18 protein-coding genes are annotated in these 15,295 nt (G+C 61.8%); 1 reads left to right on the top strand and 17 read right to left on the bottom strand.

The window, feature by feature from the left end:
* Position 1: 1 nt before the first annotated feature.
* The 14 genes from ACMGGN_RS01235 to trmJ form a co-directional block, all read right to left on the bottom strand.
* The gene (locus tag ACMGGN_RS01235; RefSeq protein ID WP_115273920.1) at positions 2 to 1,033 is read right to left on the bottom strand and encodes a RodZ domain-containing protein; all 1,032 of its coding nucleotides are present in this window, start codon (positions 1,031 to 1,033) and stop codon (positions 2 to 4) included.
* Positions 1,030 to 1,791 (bottom strand): type IV pilus biogenesis/stability protein PilW, encoded by a 762-nt coding sequence (gene pilW, locus ACMGGN_RS01230; protein WP_046784481.1) that lies wholly within the window; start codon positions 1,789 to 1,791, stop codon positions 1,030 to 1,032. Before pilW ends, ACMGGN_RS01235 begins: the two co-directional genes overlap by 4 nt.
* Positions 1,792 to 1,804: 13 nt before the next feature.
* The gene (gene rlmN, locus ACMGGN_RS01225; RefSeq protein WP_012316139.1) at positions 1,805 to 2,950 is read right to left on the bottom strand and encodes a 23S rRNA (adenine(2503)-C(2))-methyltransferase RlmN; all 1,146 of its coding nucleotides are present in this window, start codon (positions 2,948 to 2,950) and stop codon (positions 1,805 to 1,807) included.
* Between the two features lie 28 nt (positions 2,951 to 2,978).
* On the bottom strand, positions 2,979 to 3,404 hold the full coding sequence (ndk, locus tag ACMGGN_RS01220) for a nucleoside-diphosphate kinase (RefSeq protein ID WP_033701183.1): 426 nt from the start codon (positions 3,402 to 3,404) through the stop codon (positions 2,979 to 2,981).
* An 89-nt stretch (positions 3,405 to 3,493) separates the two neighbouring features.
* A complete protein-coding gene (iscX, locus tag ACMGGN_RS01215) occupies positions 3,494 to 3,694 on the bottom strand; it encodes a Fe-S cluster assembly protein IscX (RefSeq protein WP_003248529.1) in 201 nt (66 codons plus the stop codon).
* A 10-nt stretch (positions 3,695 to 3,704) separates the two neighbouring features.
* The gene (gene fdx / locus ACMGGN_RS01210; protein ID WP_039604293.1) at positions 3,705 to 4,046 is read right to left on the bottom strand and encodes an ISC system 2Fe-2S type ferredoxin; all 342 of its coding nucleotides are present in this window, start codon (positions 4,044 to 4,046) and stop codon (positions 3,705 to 3,707) included.
* Between the two features lie 3 nt (positions 4,047 to 4,049).
* Positions 4,050 to 5,912, bottom strand: a complete 1,863-nt coding sequence (hscA, locus tag ACMGGN_RS01205) for a Fe-S protein assembly chaperone HscA (RefSeq protein WP_115273919.1) — start codon at positions 5,910 to 5,912, stop codon at positions 4,050 to 4,052.
* Positions 5,913 to 5,954: 42 nt separating this feature from the next.
* Positions 5,955 to 6,476, bottom strand: coding sequence for a co-chaperone HscB (gene hscB / locus ACMGGN_RS01200; RefSeq protein WP_046784483.1), 522 nt, complete (start codon positions 6,474 to 6,476; stop codon positions 5,955 to 5,957).
* 8 nt (positions 6,477 to 6,484) lie between these two features.
* A complete protein-coding gene (iscA, locus tag ACMGGN_RS01195; RefSeq protein WP_008092567.1) occupies positions 6,485 to 6,808 on the bottom strand; it encodes an iron-sulfur cluster assembly protein IscA in 324 nt (107 codons plus the stop codon).
* A 42-nt stretch (positions 6,809 to 6,850) separates the two neighbouring features.
* On the bottom strand, positions 6,851 to 7,237 hold the full coding sequence (gene iscU / locus ACMGGN_RS01190) for a Fe-S cluster assembly scaffold IscU (RefSeq protein ID WP_007929523.1): 387 nt from the start codon (positions 7,235 to 7,237) through the stop codon (positions 6,851 to 6,853).
* Positions 7,238 to 7,283: 46 nt separating this feature from the next.
* On the bottom strand, positions 7,284 to 8,498 hold the full coding sequence (locus ACMGGN_RS01185) for an IscS subfamily cysteine desulfurase (protein ID WP_012316144.1): 1,215 nt from the start codon (positions 8,496 to 8,498) through the stop codon (positions 7,284 to 7,286).
* A gap of 51 nt (positions 8,499 to 8,549) precedes the next feature.
* Complete coding sequence (iscR, locus tag ACMGGN_RS01180) at positions 8,550 to 9,041, bottom strand: Fe-S cluster assembly transcriptional regulator IscR (RefSeq protein ID WP_046784484.1); 492 nt, start codon at positions 9,039 to 9,041, stop codon at positions 8,550 to 8,552.
* A 179-nt stretch (positions 9,042 to 9,220) separates the two neighbouring features.
* Complete coding sequence (gene cysE / locus ACMGGN_RS01175; protein ID WP_046784485.1) at positions 9,221 to 10,006, bottom strand: serine O-acetyltransferase; 786 nt, start codon at positions 10,004 to 10,006, stop codon at positions 9,221 to 9,223.
* A gap of 3 nt (positions 10,007 to 10,009) precedes the next feature.
* Positions 10,010 to 10,765, bottom strand: coding sequence for a tRNA (cytosine(32)/uridine(32)-2'-O)-methyltransferase TrmJ (gene trmJ / locus ACMGGN_RS01170; RefSeq protein ID WP_115273918.1), 756 nt, complete (start codon positions 10,763 to 10,765; stop codon positions 10,010 to 10,012).
* 150 nt (positions 10,766 to 10,915) lie between these two features.
* Between trmJ and suhB the strand changes: the two genes are divergently transcribed.
* Entirely contained in the window at positions 10,916 to 11,734 is an 819-nt protein-coding gene (suhB, locus tag ACMGGN_RS01165; protein WP_012316148.1) for an inositol-phosphate phosphatase, read from the top strand.
* Positions 11,735 to 11,792: 58 nt separating this feature from the next.
* On the opposite strand, the gene ACMGGN_RS01160 is transcribed toward suhB, so the two are convergent.
* The 3 genes from ACMGGN_RS01160 to secD all read right to left on the bottom strand — a co-directional run bounded on the left by ACMGGN_RS01160 (position 11,793) and on the right by secD (position 15,240).
* Positions 11,793 to 12,338: a glycine zipper 2TM domain-containing protein gene (locus ACMGGN_RS01160; protein ID WP_046784487.1), complete on the bottom strand. Its 546-nt coding sequence runs from the start codon at positions 12,336 to 12,338 to the stop codon at positions 11,793 to 11,795.
* Positions 12,339 to 12,458: 120 nt separating this feature from the next.
* Positions 12,459 to 13,367 carry a protein translocase subunit SecF gene (gene secF, locus ACMGGN_RS01155; protein WP_115273917.1) on the bottom strand — a complete coding sequence of 303 codons (909 nt, stop codon included), beginning with the start codon at positions 13,365 to 13,367 and terminating at the stop codon, positions 12,459 to 12,461.
* Positions 13,368 to 13,377: 10 nt separating this feature from the next.
* On the bottom strand, positions 13,378 to 15,240 hold the full coding sequence (gene secD / locus ACMGGN_RS01150; protein ID WP_115273916.1) for a protein translocase subunit SecD: 1,863 nt from the start codon (positions 15,238 to 15,240) through the stop codon (positions 13,378 to 13,380).
* Positions 15,241 to 15,295 lie beyond the last annotated feature (55 nt).

The raw sequence follows: 15,295 nt of genomic DNA, 5'->3' as shown, positions 1-15,295 counted from the left end.
CTTACTGTCCCAACTTCAGGCGAGCGGTTTCGCCACTGGTGAACGGGGCAACATCGACGGCCTGGCCGTTGTAGCTGACCTGGGCGCCGCGGGCAAAGCCCAGGCGCACCGCGAACGGCGGCTTGCCGGTCAGCTCGAGGTTGTCGCCCTTGCGCTTGATGGCGCTGAACAGCACCTTGCCGTTGCCATCGGACACCTGGGTCCAGCAATCGGCGGTGAACTGGATTGCAACCTTGGCGCTGCCGGCCGGCACGGCGGCAGGCTCGGTGGCAATGGCCGGCACGCTGGCGGCAGGCGCCACAGGGGCGGCCTGGGCTACGGTGGCGGCTGGCGTGGCTGGTGCAGCAGGTGCTGCCGTTGTCGGCGCAGGCGCTTCAGCCTGTGCAGGCGCCTGCTGGACCGGCGCGGCTGCTGCGGCAGCCGGGGCGGCCTCGCTGCTGGCCTCGGCAACCGGCTCGGCAGGTGCCTGCTCCAGCGGCAGCGGCGCGCTTTCGCCCTGCTGGCCTAAGGTAACAGCCTGGTCTTCAGGCTCATCCAGCGGGTGGATCTGGGTGGTACCGTCGGCGCTTTCGACCTCGACATGCTCCAGGGCGATATTGGCCAGGTCCTTGCCGCGCAGGCTGCCCTGGTCCTGCCACCACAGGAAGCTGCCACCGACCACCGCAACCAGCAGCAACAGGCTGACACCGCGCAGGATGTTGTGCGAAAGGCGCACCGGCTCTTCGATGCGGCCCAGTGAATGTACGTCGCTGCCCTTGGCATGGGTGCCGGTGTACTGGTCGAAGGCCTCGACCAGCGGCGCCTGGTCCATGTCCATCAGCTTGGCATAGGCACGGATGTAGCCACGGGCGAAGGTATGCCCTGGCAGCTTGTCGAAGGCACCGGTTTCCACGTGGTTCAGCGAACTTACGGTGAGGTTGAGCTTGCGGGCCACCTCGGCTTGCGACCACTCCCGTCTTTCGCGGGCCTGGCGCAACAATTCACCGGGGTTCTGGCCAGTCGCTGCTGCTACTTCGGGATGCGCGGCTTTCATCGTTGCTCCGACAGGTATTGCTGATATTCCGGCGTACCGGGATAAAGTCGTTGTAATTGCTGGCCCAGTTCGGCCTGTGTGCCTTGCTCGTCGAACACCCGGGCAAGACGGCTACCCAGCAGGAGGCTACGGGCATTGTGATCGCTCAACTGGCTGAAACGATCGTAGAAACCCCGTGCCGGCACATAATGCCTGTTTTCGTAGGACAACTCAGCCATTTCCAGCAACGCCCTGGGTTGCCGCTGGTTGAGTTGCAGGGCCTTGCTCAGATACGCCTGCGCCTGGTCACGGTTGCCGAGTTTCAGGGCTGTCAGGCCAAGGTTCTCGTAGACGCGCGAACGTTCAGGATACAGGGTATCGGCGCTGGCCAGGCGAAACATCTGCTCGGCTTCGGCAAAACGCTGCTGAGCATATAGGAAACTGCCGTAATTGTTGCGAATTCGCGTGTCGCCGGGGCTTGCCGACAACGCTTTCTTGAAGTGTTCCTCAGCCAGCGCAGCTTCACCTTCGGCCTGAAACACCAGGGCCAAGGCTGCGTGAGCATCGCCATCCTTGGCATCGAGCACCAGTGCCTTGCCCAACGGAGCCTTGGCCTGCTCGGTCAAACCTTGTTGCAAATAGCCAAGCCCAAGCTGCACATAGGCACGCCCCGCCTCCACTCGCCCCTGTCGAGTTGCCAGTGGGTCATTCGCACCACCCGACACGCAGCCGGCCAGCAGCGAAAGCGCAAGGATCGACAGCGCGGCGCGCAGGCTCATGGCGGGCCCGGACTCAGTGGCGCACGGCGCTGTCTTGCAGCTCGGCGTCGGCAGACAGCTGACGTACGGCGATGTAGCGCTCGCTGCGGCGGGTACGGTCATTGACCTGGCCGACCAGCTGGCCACAGGCGGCATCGATGTCATCGCCACGGGTGGTACGGGTGGTGACGTTGAAGCCACCGTGGTGCAGCAAGTCCTGGAAGCGGCGAATAGCGTTGTTGCTAGGGCGCTCGTAACCGGAATGCGGGAACGGGTTGAACGGGATCAGGTTGATCTTGCACGGTACATCGCGCAGCAGTTCGATCATCTGCGCGGCATGCTCGGGCTGGTCGTTGACGTCCTTGAGCAGGGTGTACTCGACCGTCAGCACGCGCTTGCCACCCAAGGTGGCCATGTAGCCCATGCACGACTCCAGCAACATCTTCAGCGGGTACTTCTTGTTGATCGGCACCAGCTGGTTGCGCAGCTCGTCGTTCGGCGCATGCAGCGACAGGGCCAGGGACACGTCGATGTGCTTGGCCAGTTCGTCGATCATCGGTACCACGCCGGAGGTGGACAAGGTGACGCGACGCTTGGAAATGCCATAGCCCAGATCATCCATCATGATCTTCATGGCAGCGATGACATTGTCGAAATTCAGCAGAGGCTCGCCCATGCCCATCATGACCACGTTGGTAATCGCGCGGTCGATCTTGGCCGGGACGGTCCCGAAGGATTTGTTGGCAAGCCACACCTGGCCGATCACTTCGGCGGCGGTGAGGTTGCTGTTGAAGCCTTGCTTGCCGGTGGAGCAGAAACTGCAGTCCAGGGCGCAGCCGGCTTGCGACGAAACGCAGAGAGTGCCGCGATCGTCGGTTGGGATGTAGACGGTCTCGACGCAGCTGCCGGAGGCAACGCGGATCACCCATTTGCGGGTGCCGTCTGCGGAAATGTCTTCACTGACCACTTCCGGAGGACGAATTTCGGCAACAGCCTCGAGCTTTTCGCGCAAGGCCTTGCCGACGTTCGTCATGGCGGCGAAATCATCGACGCCAAAATGGTGAATCCATTTCATCACCTGGCCGGCACGGAAGCGCTTCTCCCCGATAGAGTCGAAGAATTGTTCCATTTCCGGCTGGGTCAGGCCCAACAGGTTGATTTTGCCAGTAGATGTCGTCATGGATTCACCCTCACCCGTAAGCTTTCGCTTAGCGAGTGGTTACCTCGGTAGCAGCGAAGAAGTAAGCGATTTCGCGAGCAGCAGCAGCTTCGGAGTCCGAACCGTGAACGGCGTTGGCGTCGATCGACTCGGCGAAGTCAGCACGGATGGTGCCGGCAGCAGCTTCTTTAGGGTTGGTGGCGCCCATCAGCTCACGGTTCAGAGCGATGGCGTTTTCGCCTTCCAGAACCTGAACGACAACCGGGCCGGAAGTCATGAAGGCAACCAGGTCACCGAAGAAGCCGCGCTCGCTGTGCTCAGCGTAGAAACCTTCGGCTTCGGCTTTGGACAGTTGCTTGATTTTCGAAGCAACGATTTTCAGGCCGGCGTCTTCGAAGCGAGTGGTGATCTTGCCGATGACATTTTTGGCAACTGCGTCAGGCTTGATGATCGAGAAAGTACGTTGAACAGCCATGGAAAACTCCAGAATATGAGTGTTGCGAAAAATTAAACCCGCGAATTATACGCGGGTTCCAGGGGATTGCCTAACCTGCAGCGCCACGCTTAGTCGGCTTCGTCTATCCAGGCCGCCTGGATGGCCTCGAGCACTTTCTCACCGCCGCGTGACGGATCGTCGCTGAATTCTGGCAAGGCCAGCACCCAGCGATGCAGATCGACGAAATTCACATAACGAGGATCGACTTCCGGCTTGCTTTCTGCAAGCTGGATAGCGATCTCAAGTACATCAACCCATTTCAGACTCATTGAAAAATCCTCAGTGGGGCGCTTCGGCAGCGTGGTTGAGCGAGTATTTGGGGATCTCGATGGTCAGGTCCTGATCACCGACGACCACCTGGCAGCCGAGACGCGATTGCGCCTCCAGGCCCCAGGCCTTGTCCAGCATGTCCTCTTCGAGTTCGTCCGCTTCTTCAAGCGAGTCGAAACCCTTGCGCACGATGCAGTGGCAGGTGGTGCAGGCCTTTACGCCACCGCAGGCGCTTTCCATCTCGATGTGATGGTCGTGGGCCAGCTCCAGGATATTGGTCCCGGGCTCGACCTCCACGCTCAGCCCCTCTGGGCAGAACTTCTCATGCGGCAGGAATGTCACCAGCGGCATCGGTTACTCCTCGATCTCATTCAGGTTGCGCCCGGCCAGTGCGGCTTTGACCGTCGAATCAAGGCGACGGGCGGCAAATGCATCGGTCACCTGCGACAGACGCTTGGTCTGTTGCTCGATGGCAGGGCCATCGGTGCCGGTCAGCAAATCACGTAGTTCTTGCATCTGGAACTCGATGGCTTCGCGCTCTTCACTGCTGAGCAGTCGCTCGCCATCAGCATCCAGGGCTCCCTGGACAGCTTCAAGCAGGCGCTCGCCGTCGACCTGGTGTTCACGAAGCTGACGCGCCTGCTTGTCGGAGCCTGCGTGCTCGAAGGAGTCCTTGAGCATGCGTGCGATCTCACCGTCGGTCAGGCCGTAGGACGGCTTGACCTGGATACTGGCTTCTACGCCGGAACCCAGCTCACGGGCCGCGACGCTGAGCAAACCGTCGGCATCGACCTGGAAGGTCACGCGGATTTTCGCAGCACCGGCAACCATGGCCGGAATACCACGCAGCTCGAAACGCGCCAGCGAACGGCAGTCGCTGATCAGCTCGCGCTCACCCTGCAGAACGTGAATCATCATGGCCGACTGGCCATCTTTATATGTGGTGAATTCCTGCGCGCGGGCCACCGGAATGGTGGTGTTGCGCGGGATCACCTTTTCCATCAACCCCCCCATGGTCTCAAGACCAAGGGACAGCGGAATGACGTCGAGCAGCAGCAGTTCACCGCCTTCGCGGCGGTTGCCGGCCAGGGTGTCAGCCTGGATGGCGGCGCCGATGGCTACCACCTGGTCGGGGTCGATCGAGGTCAGCGGGGTACGGCCGAACAGCGTACCTACTGCTTCACGCACACGCGGTACGCGGGTCGAACCACCCACCATGACCACCGCACCCACTTCATCCAGCTCGACGCCACTGTCGCGCACGGCGCGGCGGCAGGCCTTGAGGCTACGGGCAATCAGCGGCTCGATCATGGCCTCGAAAGCGGCGCGGCTGAGCTCGCCCTGCCAGGCGCCATGGCGAACACTGACCACGTCGGTGTCGGTCAGGGCCTCCTTGGCGGCGCAGGCGGCCTGGAGCAGCTGGCGCTGGGTAGCAGGGTCGAGGTCGGCGGACAGGCCGGCCTGCTCGATGATCCAGCTGGCAATGGCGTGATCGAAGTCATCGCCCCCCAGGGCGGTGTCACCACCGGTGGCAAGCACTTCGAACACACCTGCAGTCAGGCGCAGGATGGAAATATCGAACGTACCGCCGCCCAGGTCATAGATGGCCACCAGGCCTTCGGCATTCTGGTCCAGGCCATAGGCCACGGCAGCAGCGGTCGGCTCATTGAGCAGGCGCAGTACGCTCAGCCCAGCCAGTTTGGCTGCGTCCTTGGTCGCCTGACGCTGGGCATCGTCGAAATAGGCCGGCACGGTGATCACCGCGCCCACCAGCTCGCCGCCCAAGGTCGCCTCGGCGCGCTCGCGCAGCACCTTGAGGATATCGGCGGACACTTCCACCGGGCTCTTCGGCCCCTGGACAGTATCGATGAACGGCATGTGCGACTCGCCGCCAATGAAGCGATACGGCAGCTGTTCACCCAGTTGCTTGACGTCGGCCAGGCCACGCCCCATCAGGCGCTTGACCGACAGCACGGTGTTCAGCGGGTCGCTGGCGGCAGCTTCACGCGCTGCCAGGCCGACCTCATTGTGGCCCGCCAGATAGCGCACTGCGGAGGGCAGAATGACGTTGCCCTGCGCATCGGGCAGGGGTTCACTGCGACCGCTGCGCAGGGCAGCGACCAGAGAATTGGTAGTACCCAAGTCAATGCCCACCGCCAGGCGACGCTGGTGCGGCTGGGGGGTTTGACCGGGTTCGGCGATCTGCAGTAGGGCCATGCTTATCTGAATACCTTAGGCGTCATCACGGGCAACGCCGGGTTAATCGTCGAGGCGCTCTTCTAGTTGGCGCACTTCCTGGGCGAGCTTGTCGAGGAACTGCATGCGGCGCATCAGGCGCTCGGCCTTGTCGCGCTCGGCAGGCACATCCCAGCAGGCGGCAAAATCCTCGTTGAGCTGTTCCTGAGCAGCCCTCAGGCGCTTCTTGAACACGGCGACACCGTCGAGGTCGGCTTCGTCCTGCAGCTCTTCGAGTTCCTCGCGCCACTGCATTTGCTGCAGCAGGAAGTCAGGGTCGTGGACCGTGACTTCCTGAGGCACCTCGTGGCCACCGATGGCCAGCAAATAGCGTGCACGGCGCGGGGCACTGCGCAGGGTCTGGTAGGCGTCGTTGAGGGCGGCGGATTTTTCCAGCGCTACCCGCTGCTCACGCTCGGAAGCGTCGGCGAAGCGGTCAGGATGAACCTCGCGGGCCAGCTCGCGATAGCGAGTGGCCAGCTTGTCGAGGTCCAACCGGAAGCACGGCTGGAGGTCGAACAGAGCGAAATGACAAGGAGTACCCACAGCCAGCCTCAGACGTTGAAGCTTTCGCCGCAGCCACACTCACCGCGTACGTTGGGGTTGTTGAACTTGAAGCCTTCGTTCAACCCTTCCTTGACGAAATCCAGCTCAGTGCCGTCAAGGTAAACCAGGCTCTTGGGATCGATGATCACCTTGACGCCATGGTTCTCGAACACGGTGTCCTCGTCCGCCAGTTCATCGACGAACTCCAGCACGTAGGCCAGGCCCGAGCAACCGGTGGTGCGCACGCCCAGGCGGATGCCCTCGCCCTTGCCGCGCCCTTCGAGGGAACGCCGCACGTGGTTGGCGGCGGCTTCTGTCATGCTGATAGCCATCGGTACTTTTTCCTCAACGTCGGTTACTTCGCAACAGGCGACTTAGATCAAGCCTTTCTTCTGCTTGTAATCGCGAACGGCTGCCTTGATGGCATCCTCGGCGAGTACCGAGCAGTGGATCTTGACCGGCGGCAACGCCAGTTCTTCCGCCAGCTGAGTGTTCTTGATGGTTTCAGCTTCGTCCAGGGTCTTGCCCTTCATCCACTCGGTGGCGAGGGAGCTGGAAGCGATGGCCGAACCGCAGCCGTAAGTCTTGAACTTGGCATCTTCGATGATGCCTTGCTCGTTGACCTTGATCTGCAGACGCATCACGTCACCGCACGCCGGGGCGCCGACCATGCCGGTACCGACATCCGGGTCCTCGGCATTCATCTTGCCGACGTTACGTGGGTTTTCGTAGTGGTCGATGACCTTTTCACTGTATGCCATGGTGCAATTCCTTCCTCATCAGGGAGCCGCTCTTGCCGGCGACTGCTTAGTGGGCGGCCCACTCGATCTTGGAGATGTCAACGCCGTCTTTGTACATGTCCCACAGCGGCGACAGCTCACGCAGTTTGTTTACAGCCTCGCAGACTTTCTGCGCGGCGTAGTCGACTTCTTCTTCGGTGGTGAAGCGGCCGAAGGAGAAGCGGATCGAGCTGTGCGCCAGCTCGTCGTTACGGCCCAGAGCGCGCAGTACATACGACGGCTCGAGCGAAGCGGAGGTGCAGGCCGAACCGGACGATACCGCGATGTCCTTGAGCGACATCAGCAGCGACTCGCCTTCGACATAGTTGAAGCTCAGGTTCAGGTTGTGCGGTACGCGGGCAGTCTGGCTACCGTTGACATACAGCTCTTCGAGGTCCGAGACCTGCTTGAAGAAGCGGTCGCTCAGGGCCTTGATGCGCTGGTTTTCAGCGGCCATTTCCTGCTTGGCAATGGCGAATGCTTCGCCCATGCCGACGATCTGGTGGGTCGGCAGGGTGCCCGAACGCATGCCGCGCTCATGGCCACCGCCATGGATGATCGCTTCCAGACGCACGCGAGGCTTGCGGCTGACGTACAGCGCGCCAATGCCTTTCGGGCCGTAGGCCTTGTGCGCGGAGAACGACATCAGGTCGACTTTCAGCTTTTGCAGGTCGATTTCCACCTTGCCGGCCGACTGGGCGGCGTCAACGTGGAACAACACGCCGCGCGAACGGGTCAGTTCACCGATGGCGGCGATGTCGTTGATCGAGCCGACTTCGTTGTTGACGTGCATCAGCGAGACCAGAATGGTGTCGTCACGCAGCACCGCCTCGACCTGGGCCGGAGTGACGATGCCGTCTTCGCCTGGCTCGAGGTAGGTGACTTCGAAACCTTCACGCTCGAGCTGGCGAGCGGTATCCAGGACCGCCTTGTGCTCGATCTTGGAGGTGATGATGTGCTTGCCTTTGGACTGATAGAAGTGCGCCACGCCTTTGATGGCGAGGTTGTCGGACTCGGTAGCACCGCTGGTCCAGACGATCTCGCGCGGGTCGGCGTTGATCAGCTCGGCAACCTGGCGACGGCCGTTTTCGACCGCTTCCTCGGCTTTCCAGCCAAACACGTGGGAGCGCGAAGCCGGGTTACCGAAGTTACCGTCGACCAGCAGGCAGTCGGCCATCTTCTGGGCGACACGGGGATCGACCGGCGTGGTCGCGGAGTAATCGAGGTAGATCGGCAACTTCATTGAGTATCTCCTATCAGGCGGTGGCGTCGCTCGTCGCACTGTTAATAAAGGTCAGTCGACGGCGGACGTCTCAATCTTGTCCAGCTGGGCAGAACGGCCTGCGACACGACGCAGGTCCTGGCGTTGGGCAACTTCCTGCACCTCACGGCGCATGACGAGGTCGGCCAGGCTGATGCCGTTGAGGAATTCGTGGATCTGCTGGCTGAGGTCGCACCACAGGTGGTGGGTCAGGCAGGTGTCACCGGCATGGCAATCCCCAAGGCCCTGGCAACGGGTGGCATCGACCGACTCGTTGACCGCGTCGATGACTTGGGCCACCTGGATGGTTTCCATGCCACGGGACAGCTGGTAACCACCGCCTGGGCCGCGCACGCTGGATACCAGGCTGCTGCGGCGCAGCTTGGCGAACAGCTGCTCCAGATAAGAGAGGGAAATGCCCTGGCGCTCGGAAATGTCGGCCAAAGACACAGGCCCATGCTGCGCGTGCAAGGCCAGGTCAAGCATGGCTGTCACGGCGTATCGGCCTTTGGTAGTCAGTCGCATGGCTAATGGTTACCACGGGAGTTACAGGATGTGAGCGAGTATGCTATTCCCGAGCATTTAAGTCAACTATTAGACCTACTGCTTTAGTCGGGTTTGCATCTGGGAGGCGGGCGCGATTGTAGCAGCAAAGGGGCGTGAGCACACGCCCCACATGCCAGTATGACCTCCCTGCGGCGCGATCAATGCGACCGAGCGTCGCGCGGGGCAACTGCCGAGATCTCGCTGAAGTCATCTTCGGGCAGGGCCGGCAGCTCTTTGGCGCAGTAGTCACTGCCCATTTTGGTCAATGCGCCACACATGCCTTCCAGCCGCTCGTCGACAGCCTGCAGGTGGTCGAGCATCTGGCCGATGGCACGCGCCACCGGGTCAGGCATGTCGCCACTGACGCCGTAGGCATCGAAGCCGATCTTTTCGGCCATGGCCTTGCGCCTGGCCTCGACTTCGCTGTCTTCGCTCTTGACGATGATCCGCCCCGGAATGCCGACCGCCGTGGCACCTGCCGGCACCGCCTTGGTCACCACTGCATTGGAACCGATCTTGGCCCCGGCACCGACGGTGAACGGGCCGAGCACTTTGGCCCCTGCCCCCACCACTACGCCGTTTTCCAGGGTCGGGTGACGCTTGCCCTTGTTCCAGCTGGTGCCACCCAGGGTCACGCCTTGGTAAAGAGTGACGTCGTCGCCGATCTCGGCGGTTTCGCCGATGACGATACCCATGCCGTGATCGATGAAGAAGCGCCTGCCGATGGTCGCACCGGGATGGATCTCGATACCGGTCATCCAGCGGCCAAAATTCGACACCAGGCGAGCCAGCCATTTGAAATCGCGCTTCCACAAGGCATTGCCCAGGCGATGCAGCCAGATGGCATGCATGCCCGGGTAGCAGGTCAGCACCTCGAAGGCATTGCGTGCCGCCGGGTCCCGATGGAAAACGCTCTGGATATCTTCACGCAGACGTTCGAACATCTGTCAGTCCTTCCTTTTATGCGGCTCGCCCCGTGCGACCTTCTGGGTCTCGGTGAGGATACCGCGCAAAATGCTCATTTCCGGACGTTCCACCGAGCTGCGCCCATACAGCCGGCGCAGGCGCGCCATCAGGTGCTTGGGCTTTTCGGGGTCAAGGAAGCCGATGTCCACCAGGGTTTTTTCCAGGTGTTCATAGAACAGCTCCATTTCGTCCATGGTCGCCAGCTCGCTGGCGTCGACCTTTTCGACTCTCTGCGCCGTACCTTCAACCGCCAGCCAGGCCATGCGCACCTCATAGGCGAGCACCTGGACCGCAGCGGCCAGGTTCAACGAGCTGAAGTCGGGGTTCGAGGGAATGTGCACGTGAAAGTGACATCGCTGCAGTTCTTCGTTGGTCAGGCCGGCGTGCTCACGCCCGAACACCAAGGCGATCTCCTCACCGCCGACGGCATGCTCCACAGCCTTGGCCCCGCATTCACGGGGGTCGATCAACGGCCAGGGAATACTGCGCTCACGGGCACTGGTGCCCATGACCAGGCTGCAGCCGACCAACGCCTGCTCGAGGCTGTCGACCACCTGGGCACCGGCCAGCACATCGTCGGCACCGGAAGCACGCGCACTGGCGTCAGCGGCGGGGAACTCTTTTGGCTGCACCAGCACCAGACGCGACAAGCCCATGTTTTTCATGGCTCGCGCAGCGCCGCCGATGTTGCCGGGGTGGCTGGTATTGACCAGAACAACACGAATATTTTGCAGCAAGGTGTTGTGCTCACAGATGCGGGTTTTGGGGGTTCGATCTTACAGAACCGACCAGCGTAACGCCATGAAAGCAAATGTGACACTTCTGCCGCCAAACTTTTCTGCTAGAATGTTCGGCTTTCTTCTTTAACATCTCCAGGTGACCCGCCCATGCAGCCTATGCTGAATATCGCCCTGCGCGCCGCTCGCAGCGCCAGTGAACTGATTTTCCGCTCCATCGAACGCCTGGATAGCATCAAGGTGGACGAGAAAGAGGCTAAGGACTACGTTTCCGAGGTTGATCGCGCCGCCGAGCAGAAGATCGTCGACGCACTGCGCAAGGCCTACCCGAACCACTCCATTCAGGGTGAAGAGACGGGCATGCACGCGGGCACCGGCGAAGAAGGCAAGGACTACCTGTGGATCATCGACCCACTGGACGGTACCACCAACTTCCTGCGCGGCATCCCGCACTTCGCCGTCAGCATTGCCTGCAAATACCGTGGCCGCATTGAACACGCCGTCGTTCTCGACCCGGTGCGCCAGGAAGAATTCACCGCCAGCCGTGGCCGTGGCGCCCAGCTCAATGGCCGTCGCCTGCGCGTCAGCTCGCGCACCAGCCTGGACGGCGCCCTGCTGGGCACCGGCTTCCCGTTCCGTGACAGCCAGATGGCTGACCTGGACAACTACCTGGGCATGTTCCGCGCCCTGACTGGCCAGACTGCCGGCATCCGCCGCGCCGGCTCCGCCAGCCTGGACCTGGCCTACGTGGCCGCCGGCCGCTTCGACGCCTTCTGGGAGTCGGGCCTGTCCGAGTGGGACATGGCAGCCGGTGTGCTGCTGATCCAGGAAGCAGGCGGCCTGGTGAGCGACTTCAACGGTGGCCACGACTTCCTCGACAAAGGCCACATCGTTGCCGGCAACATCAAGTGCTTCAAGGCCGTGCTGACCGCTATCCAGCCGCACCTGCCAGAGCACATGAAGCGCTAAGCGCAGATTGCAGGCACAAAAAAAGCACCGGCGAGGTGCTTTTTTTGTGCCTGCAGGATTATTGCTGCCCGGCTTCACTCAGGATCAGCTTGCCGTTCTTGTCCAGCGGGATGGTCGAGCCCGGCTCGCGGTCCATCTTCACCTTGCCGACCTGGTCACCGATCGAGTAGGTCACGTTGTAACCAACGACCTTCTCACTGACATCGTTGACCGTGTTGCAACGGGTCTGCGTAGTGGTATAGGTATCACGCTCCTGCATGCCCTCCTGCACCTTGTTGCCGGCATAACCACCACCGACCGCACCGGCCACGGTGGCGATCTTCTTGCCAGTGCCACCACCGATCTGGTTACCCAGCAAGCCGCCCGCCAAAGCGCCAACAACGGTACCGGCAATCTGATGCTGGTCCTTGACCGGCGCCTGACGCGTCACGGCCACGTCCTTGCACACTTCGCGAGGGGTTTTCACCTGCTGCTTGATCGGCTGCACGTCGGTGACCTGGGCGTATTCGGGGCCTTTGTTCACCAAGCTGTAGGTCGCCACAGCACCTCCGGCAGTAACACCGACAGCACCCAGTACCGCACCCACCAGCATTGATTTATTCACTTGAACCTCCTGATTCATACCCGCGGGGTAAACCCGCCTGCTCCCAGCCTTGGAGCAAAAAAAAAGGCGCGAGTTCAACACTCGCGCCTTTTTGATCGCCGAACGGCGTAGGGCTATGCCTTAAGGGCGATCATCCACACCGTCGGTCTTGGCCGGTGGGATCAGGTCTTCGCTGTTCAGGTTCAGCCAGATCAGCACCACGTTGGCGATGTAGATCGAGGAGTAGGTACCCGCCATGACACCGATGAACAGGGCCAGGGAGAAGCCGAACAGGTTGTCACCGCCGAAGAACAGCAGCGCAGCGATTGCCAGCAGGGTCGAAACGGAAGTGGCTACGGTGCGCAGCAGGGTCTGCGTGGTCGAGATGTTGATGTTCTCGATCAGCGAGGCCTTGCGCATCACGCGGAAGTTCTCACGCACCCGGTCGAACACCACGATGGTGTCGTTGAGCGAGTAACCGATGATCGCCAGCACCGCAGCCAGCACCGTCAGGTCGAAGGTGATCTGGAAGAACGACAGGATACCCAGCGTCACCACCACGTCGTGGATCAGCGAGATGATCGCGCCCACGGCGAACTTCCACTGGAAGCGGAAGGCCAGGTAGATGAGGATGCCGCCCAGCGCCAGGAGCATGCCGAGGCCCCCCTGGTCACGCAGTTCTTCACCCACCTGCGGGCCGACGAACTCGACGCGCTTGACCGTCGCCGGGTTGTCACCGCCAATCTTCTGCAGGGCTTCGGCCACCTTGTTACCCAGCATCGGGTCATCGCCAGGCATGCGCACCAGCAGGTCGGTGGTAGCACCGAAGCTCTGTACCACGGCTTCGTTGAAGCCGGATTCGACCAGCTCGGCGCGCACTGCATTCAGGTCGGCCGGGCGCTCGTAGGTCAGCTCGATCAGCGTACCGCCGGTGAAGTCCAGGCCGAAGTTCAGGCCCTTCTGCCACCAGCTGAACAATGCCAGCACGGTAAGGAGCACGGTTACGGCGAACGCAACATTGCGAACGCCCATGAAATTGATGGTTTTCATCGTCGCTCCCTCAAACCCACAGCTTCTTGATGTCACGCCCGCCACAGGTCAGGTTGACCAGCGCACGGGTCATCATGATGGCGGTGAACATCGAGGTGAAAATCCCGAGGGACATGGTGACGGCAAAGCCCTTGACCGGCCCGGTACCCATGGCAAAGAGGATGCCGCCGACCAGCAGTGTGGTCAGGTTGGCATCGACGATCGCCGAATACGCGCGGTTGAAGCCTTCATGAATCGCGCGCTGCACCGACATGCCGGCAGCGATCTCTTCACGGATACGCGAGAAGATCAGTACGTTGGCGTCCACCGCCATACCCATGGTCAGCACGATACCGGCGATACCCGGCAAGGTGAGGGTGGCACCCAACAGCGACATCAATGCCAGCAGCAAGACCATGTTGCCCGCCAGGGCGATGGTGGCCAGCACACCGAACGCGCGGTAGATGGCGATGATGAACAGCGAGACGAACAGCATGCCCCACAGCGACGCATCGATACCCTTGGTGATGTTGTCGGCACCCAGGCTTGGGCCGATGGTACGTTCCTCAGCGAAGTACATCGGCGCGGCCAGGCCACCGGCACGCAGCAGCAGGGCCAGTTCGGACGATTCACCCTGGCCGTCAAGGCCGGTGATGCGGAACTGGCTGCCCAGCGGCGACTGGATGGTCGCCAGGCTGATGATCTTCTTCTCTTCAAGGAAGCTCTGCACCGGCACGTCTTTCTCGACGCCGTTGACCGTCTGCTTGACGTAGCGGGTGACCGGCTTCTGCTCGATGAAGATCACCGCCATGCTGCGCCCGACGTTGCTGCGGGTCGCGCGGCTCATCAGCTCGCCACCGTGGCCGTCGAGGCGAATGTTCACCTGCGGACGACCATGCTCGTCGAAGCTGGCCTGGGCGTCGGTGACCTGGTCACCGGTGATGATCAGGCCACGCTCGACCTGGGCGGAACGGCCACCCTCACGGAACTCGAAGACCTCGGTAGTGGCCCTGGACGCACCCGGCTCGGCACCGAAGCGGAACTCCAGGTTGGCCGTCTTGCCGAGGATACGTTTGGCTTCGGCAGTGTCCTGCACGCCTGGCAGTTCGACCACGATGCGGTTGGCGCCCTGGCGCTGAACCAGCGGCTCGGCGACGCCCAGCTCGTTGACGCGGTTGCGCACGGTGGTGAGGTTCTGCTTGATCGAGTATTCGCGGATCTCGGCGACTTTCGCCTGAGTCAGCGCCAGACGCAGCACGGCGGTTTCATTACGCTCGCTGGTGGTCAGGTCGAAATCACTGAAATTCTTGCGGATCAGGGCCCGTGCCTGTTCGCGGGTGGCATCGTCGGCGAAGCCCAGCATGATGCCGCCATCCTGCTGAGGCAGGCTGCGGTAGCGGACGCGCTCTTTGCGCAGCAAGGTCTTGACCTCGCCTTCGTAGACTTTCATGCGGGCACTCATGGCCTTGTCCATGTCCACTTCCAGCAGGAAGTGCACACCACCGGACAGGTCCAGGCCCAGCTTCATCGGGCTTGCACCCAGGTTACGCAGCCATTGCGGAGTGGTCTGGGCCAGATTCAGGGCCACGACATAATCATCGCCCAGTGCCTTGCGCACTACATCCTTGGCTGGCAGCTGGTCTTCCTGATTGGTCAGGCGCACCAGCGCACTGCCCTTGTCACCCAGGCTTGCACCCTTGACGGTGATACCGGCTTCGGTCAGCGCCTTGCTGACGCGGTCGAGGTCGGACTGGTTCACCTGCAGCGCCGAGCTGGCACCGCTGATCTGCACCGCCGGGTCATCCGGGTAGAGGTTGGGAGCGGAATAAATAAAACCGATCGCCAGTACCAACACGATCAGTGCGTATTTCCACAGAGGGTATTTGTTCAGCATCACGCCGCCCGTTCAAGACGCGGGGCGCGTTGCGCGCCCCGACTGGAAAAAAAAC

The sequence above is a fragment of the Pseudomonas sp. BNK-30 genome (assembly GCF_047456185.1).
Classification (GTDB): domain Bacteria; phylum Pseudomonadota; class Gammaproteobacteria; order Pseudomonadales; family Pseudomonadaceae; genus Aquipseudomonas; species Aquipseudomonas putida_E.
The sequence above is the reverse complement of the archived record's forward strand: the minus strand, read 5'-3'. Positions and strand labels throughout refer to the sequence as shown.

Bases quoted from the DNA above. Each gene is read 5' to 3' on its own strand.
- secD (WP_115273916.1), bottom strand. From the start codon at position 15,240: ATGCTGAACAAATACCCTCTGTGGAAATACGCACTGATCGTGTTGGTA.
- iscR (WP_046784484.1), bottom strand. From the start codon at position 9,041: ATGCGACTGACTACCAAAGGCCGATACGCCGTGACAGCCATGCTTGAC.
- cysE (WP_046784485.1), bottom strand. From the start codon at position 10,006: ATGTTCGAACGTCTGCGTGAAGATATCCAGAGCGTTTTCCATCGGGAC.
- suhB (WP_012316148.1), top strand. From the start codon at position 10,916: ATGCAGCCTATGCTGAATATCGCCCTGCGCGCCGCTCGCAGCGCCAGT.
- fdx (WP_039604293.1), bottom strand. From the start codon at position 4,046: ATGCCGCTGGTGACATTCCTGCCGCATGAGAAGTTCTGCCCAGAGGGG.
- ACMGGN_RS01235 (WP_115273920.1), bottom strand. From the start codon at position 1,033: ATGAAAGCCGCGCATCCCGAAGTAGCAGCAGCGACTGGCCAGAACCCC.
- iscU (WP_007929523.1), bottom strand. From the start codon at position 7,237: ATGGCATACAGTGAAAAGGTCATCGACCACTACGAAAACCCACGTAAC.
- secF (WP_115273917.1), bottom strand. From the start codon at position 13,367: ATGAAAACCATCAATTTCATGGGCGTTCGCAATGTTGCGTTCGCCGTA.
- hscA (WP_115273919.1), bottom strand. From the start codon at position 5,912: ATGGCCCTACTGCAGATCGCCGAACCCGGTCAAACCCCCCAGCCGCAC.
- rlmN (WP_012316139.1), bottom strand. From the start codon at position 2,950: ATGACGACATCTACTGGCAAAATCAACCTGTTGGGCCTGACCCAGCCG.
- pilW (WP_046784481.1), bottom strand. From the start codon at position 1,791: ATGAGCCTGCGCGCCGCGCTGTCGATCCTTGCGCTTTCGCTGCTGGCC.
- iscA (WP_008092567.1), bottom strand. From the start codon at position 6,808: ATGGCTATCAGCATGACAGAAGCCGCCGCCAACCACGTGCGGCGTTCC.
- ACMGGN_RS01185 (WP_012316144.1), bottom strand. From the start codon at position 8,498: ATGAAGTTGCCGATCTACCTCGATTACTCCGCGACCACGCCGGTCGAT.
- iscX (WP_003248529.1), bottom strand. From the start codon at position 3,694: ATGAGTCTGAAATGGGTTGATGTACTTGAGATCGCTATCCAGCTTGCA.
- ndk (WP_033701183.1), bottom strand. From the start codon at position 3,404: ATGGCTGTTCAACGTACTTTCTCGATCATCAAGCCTGACGCAGTTGCC.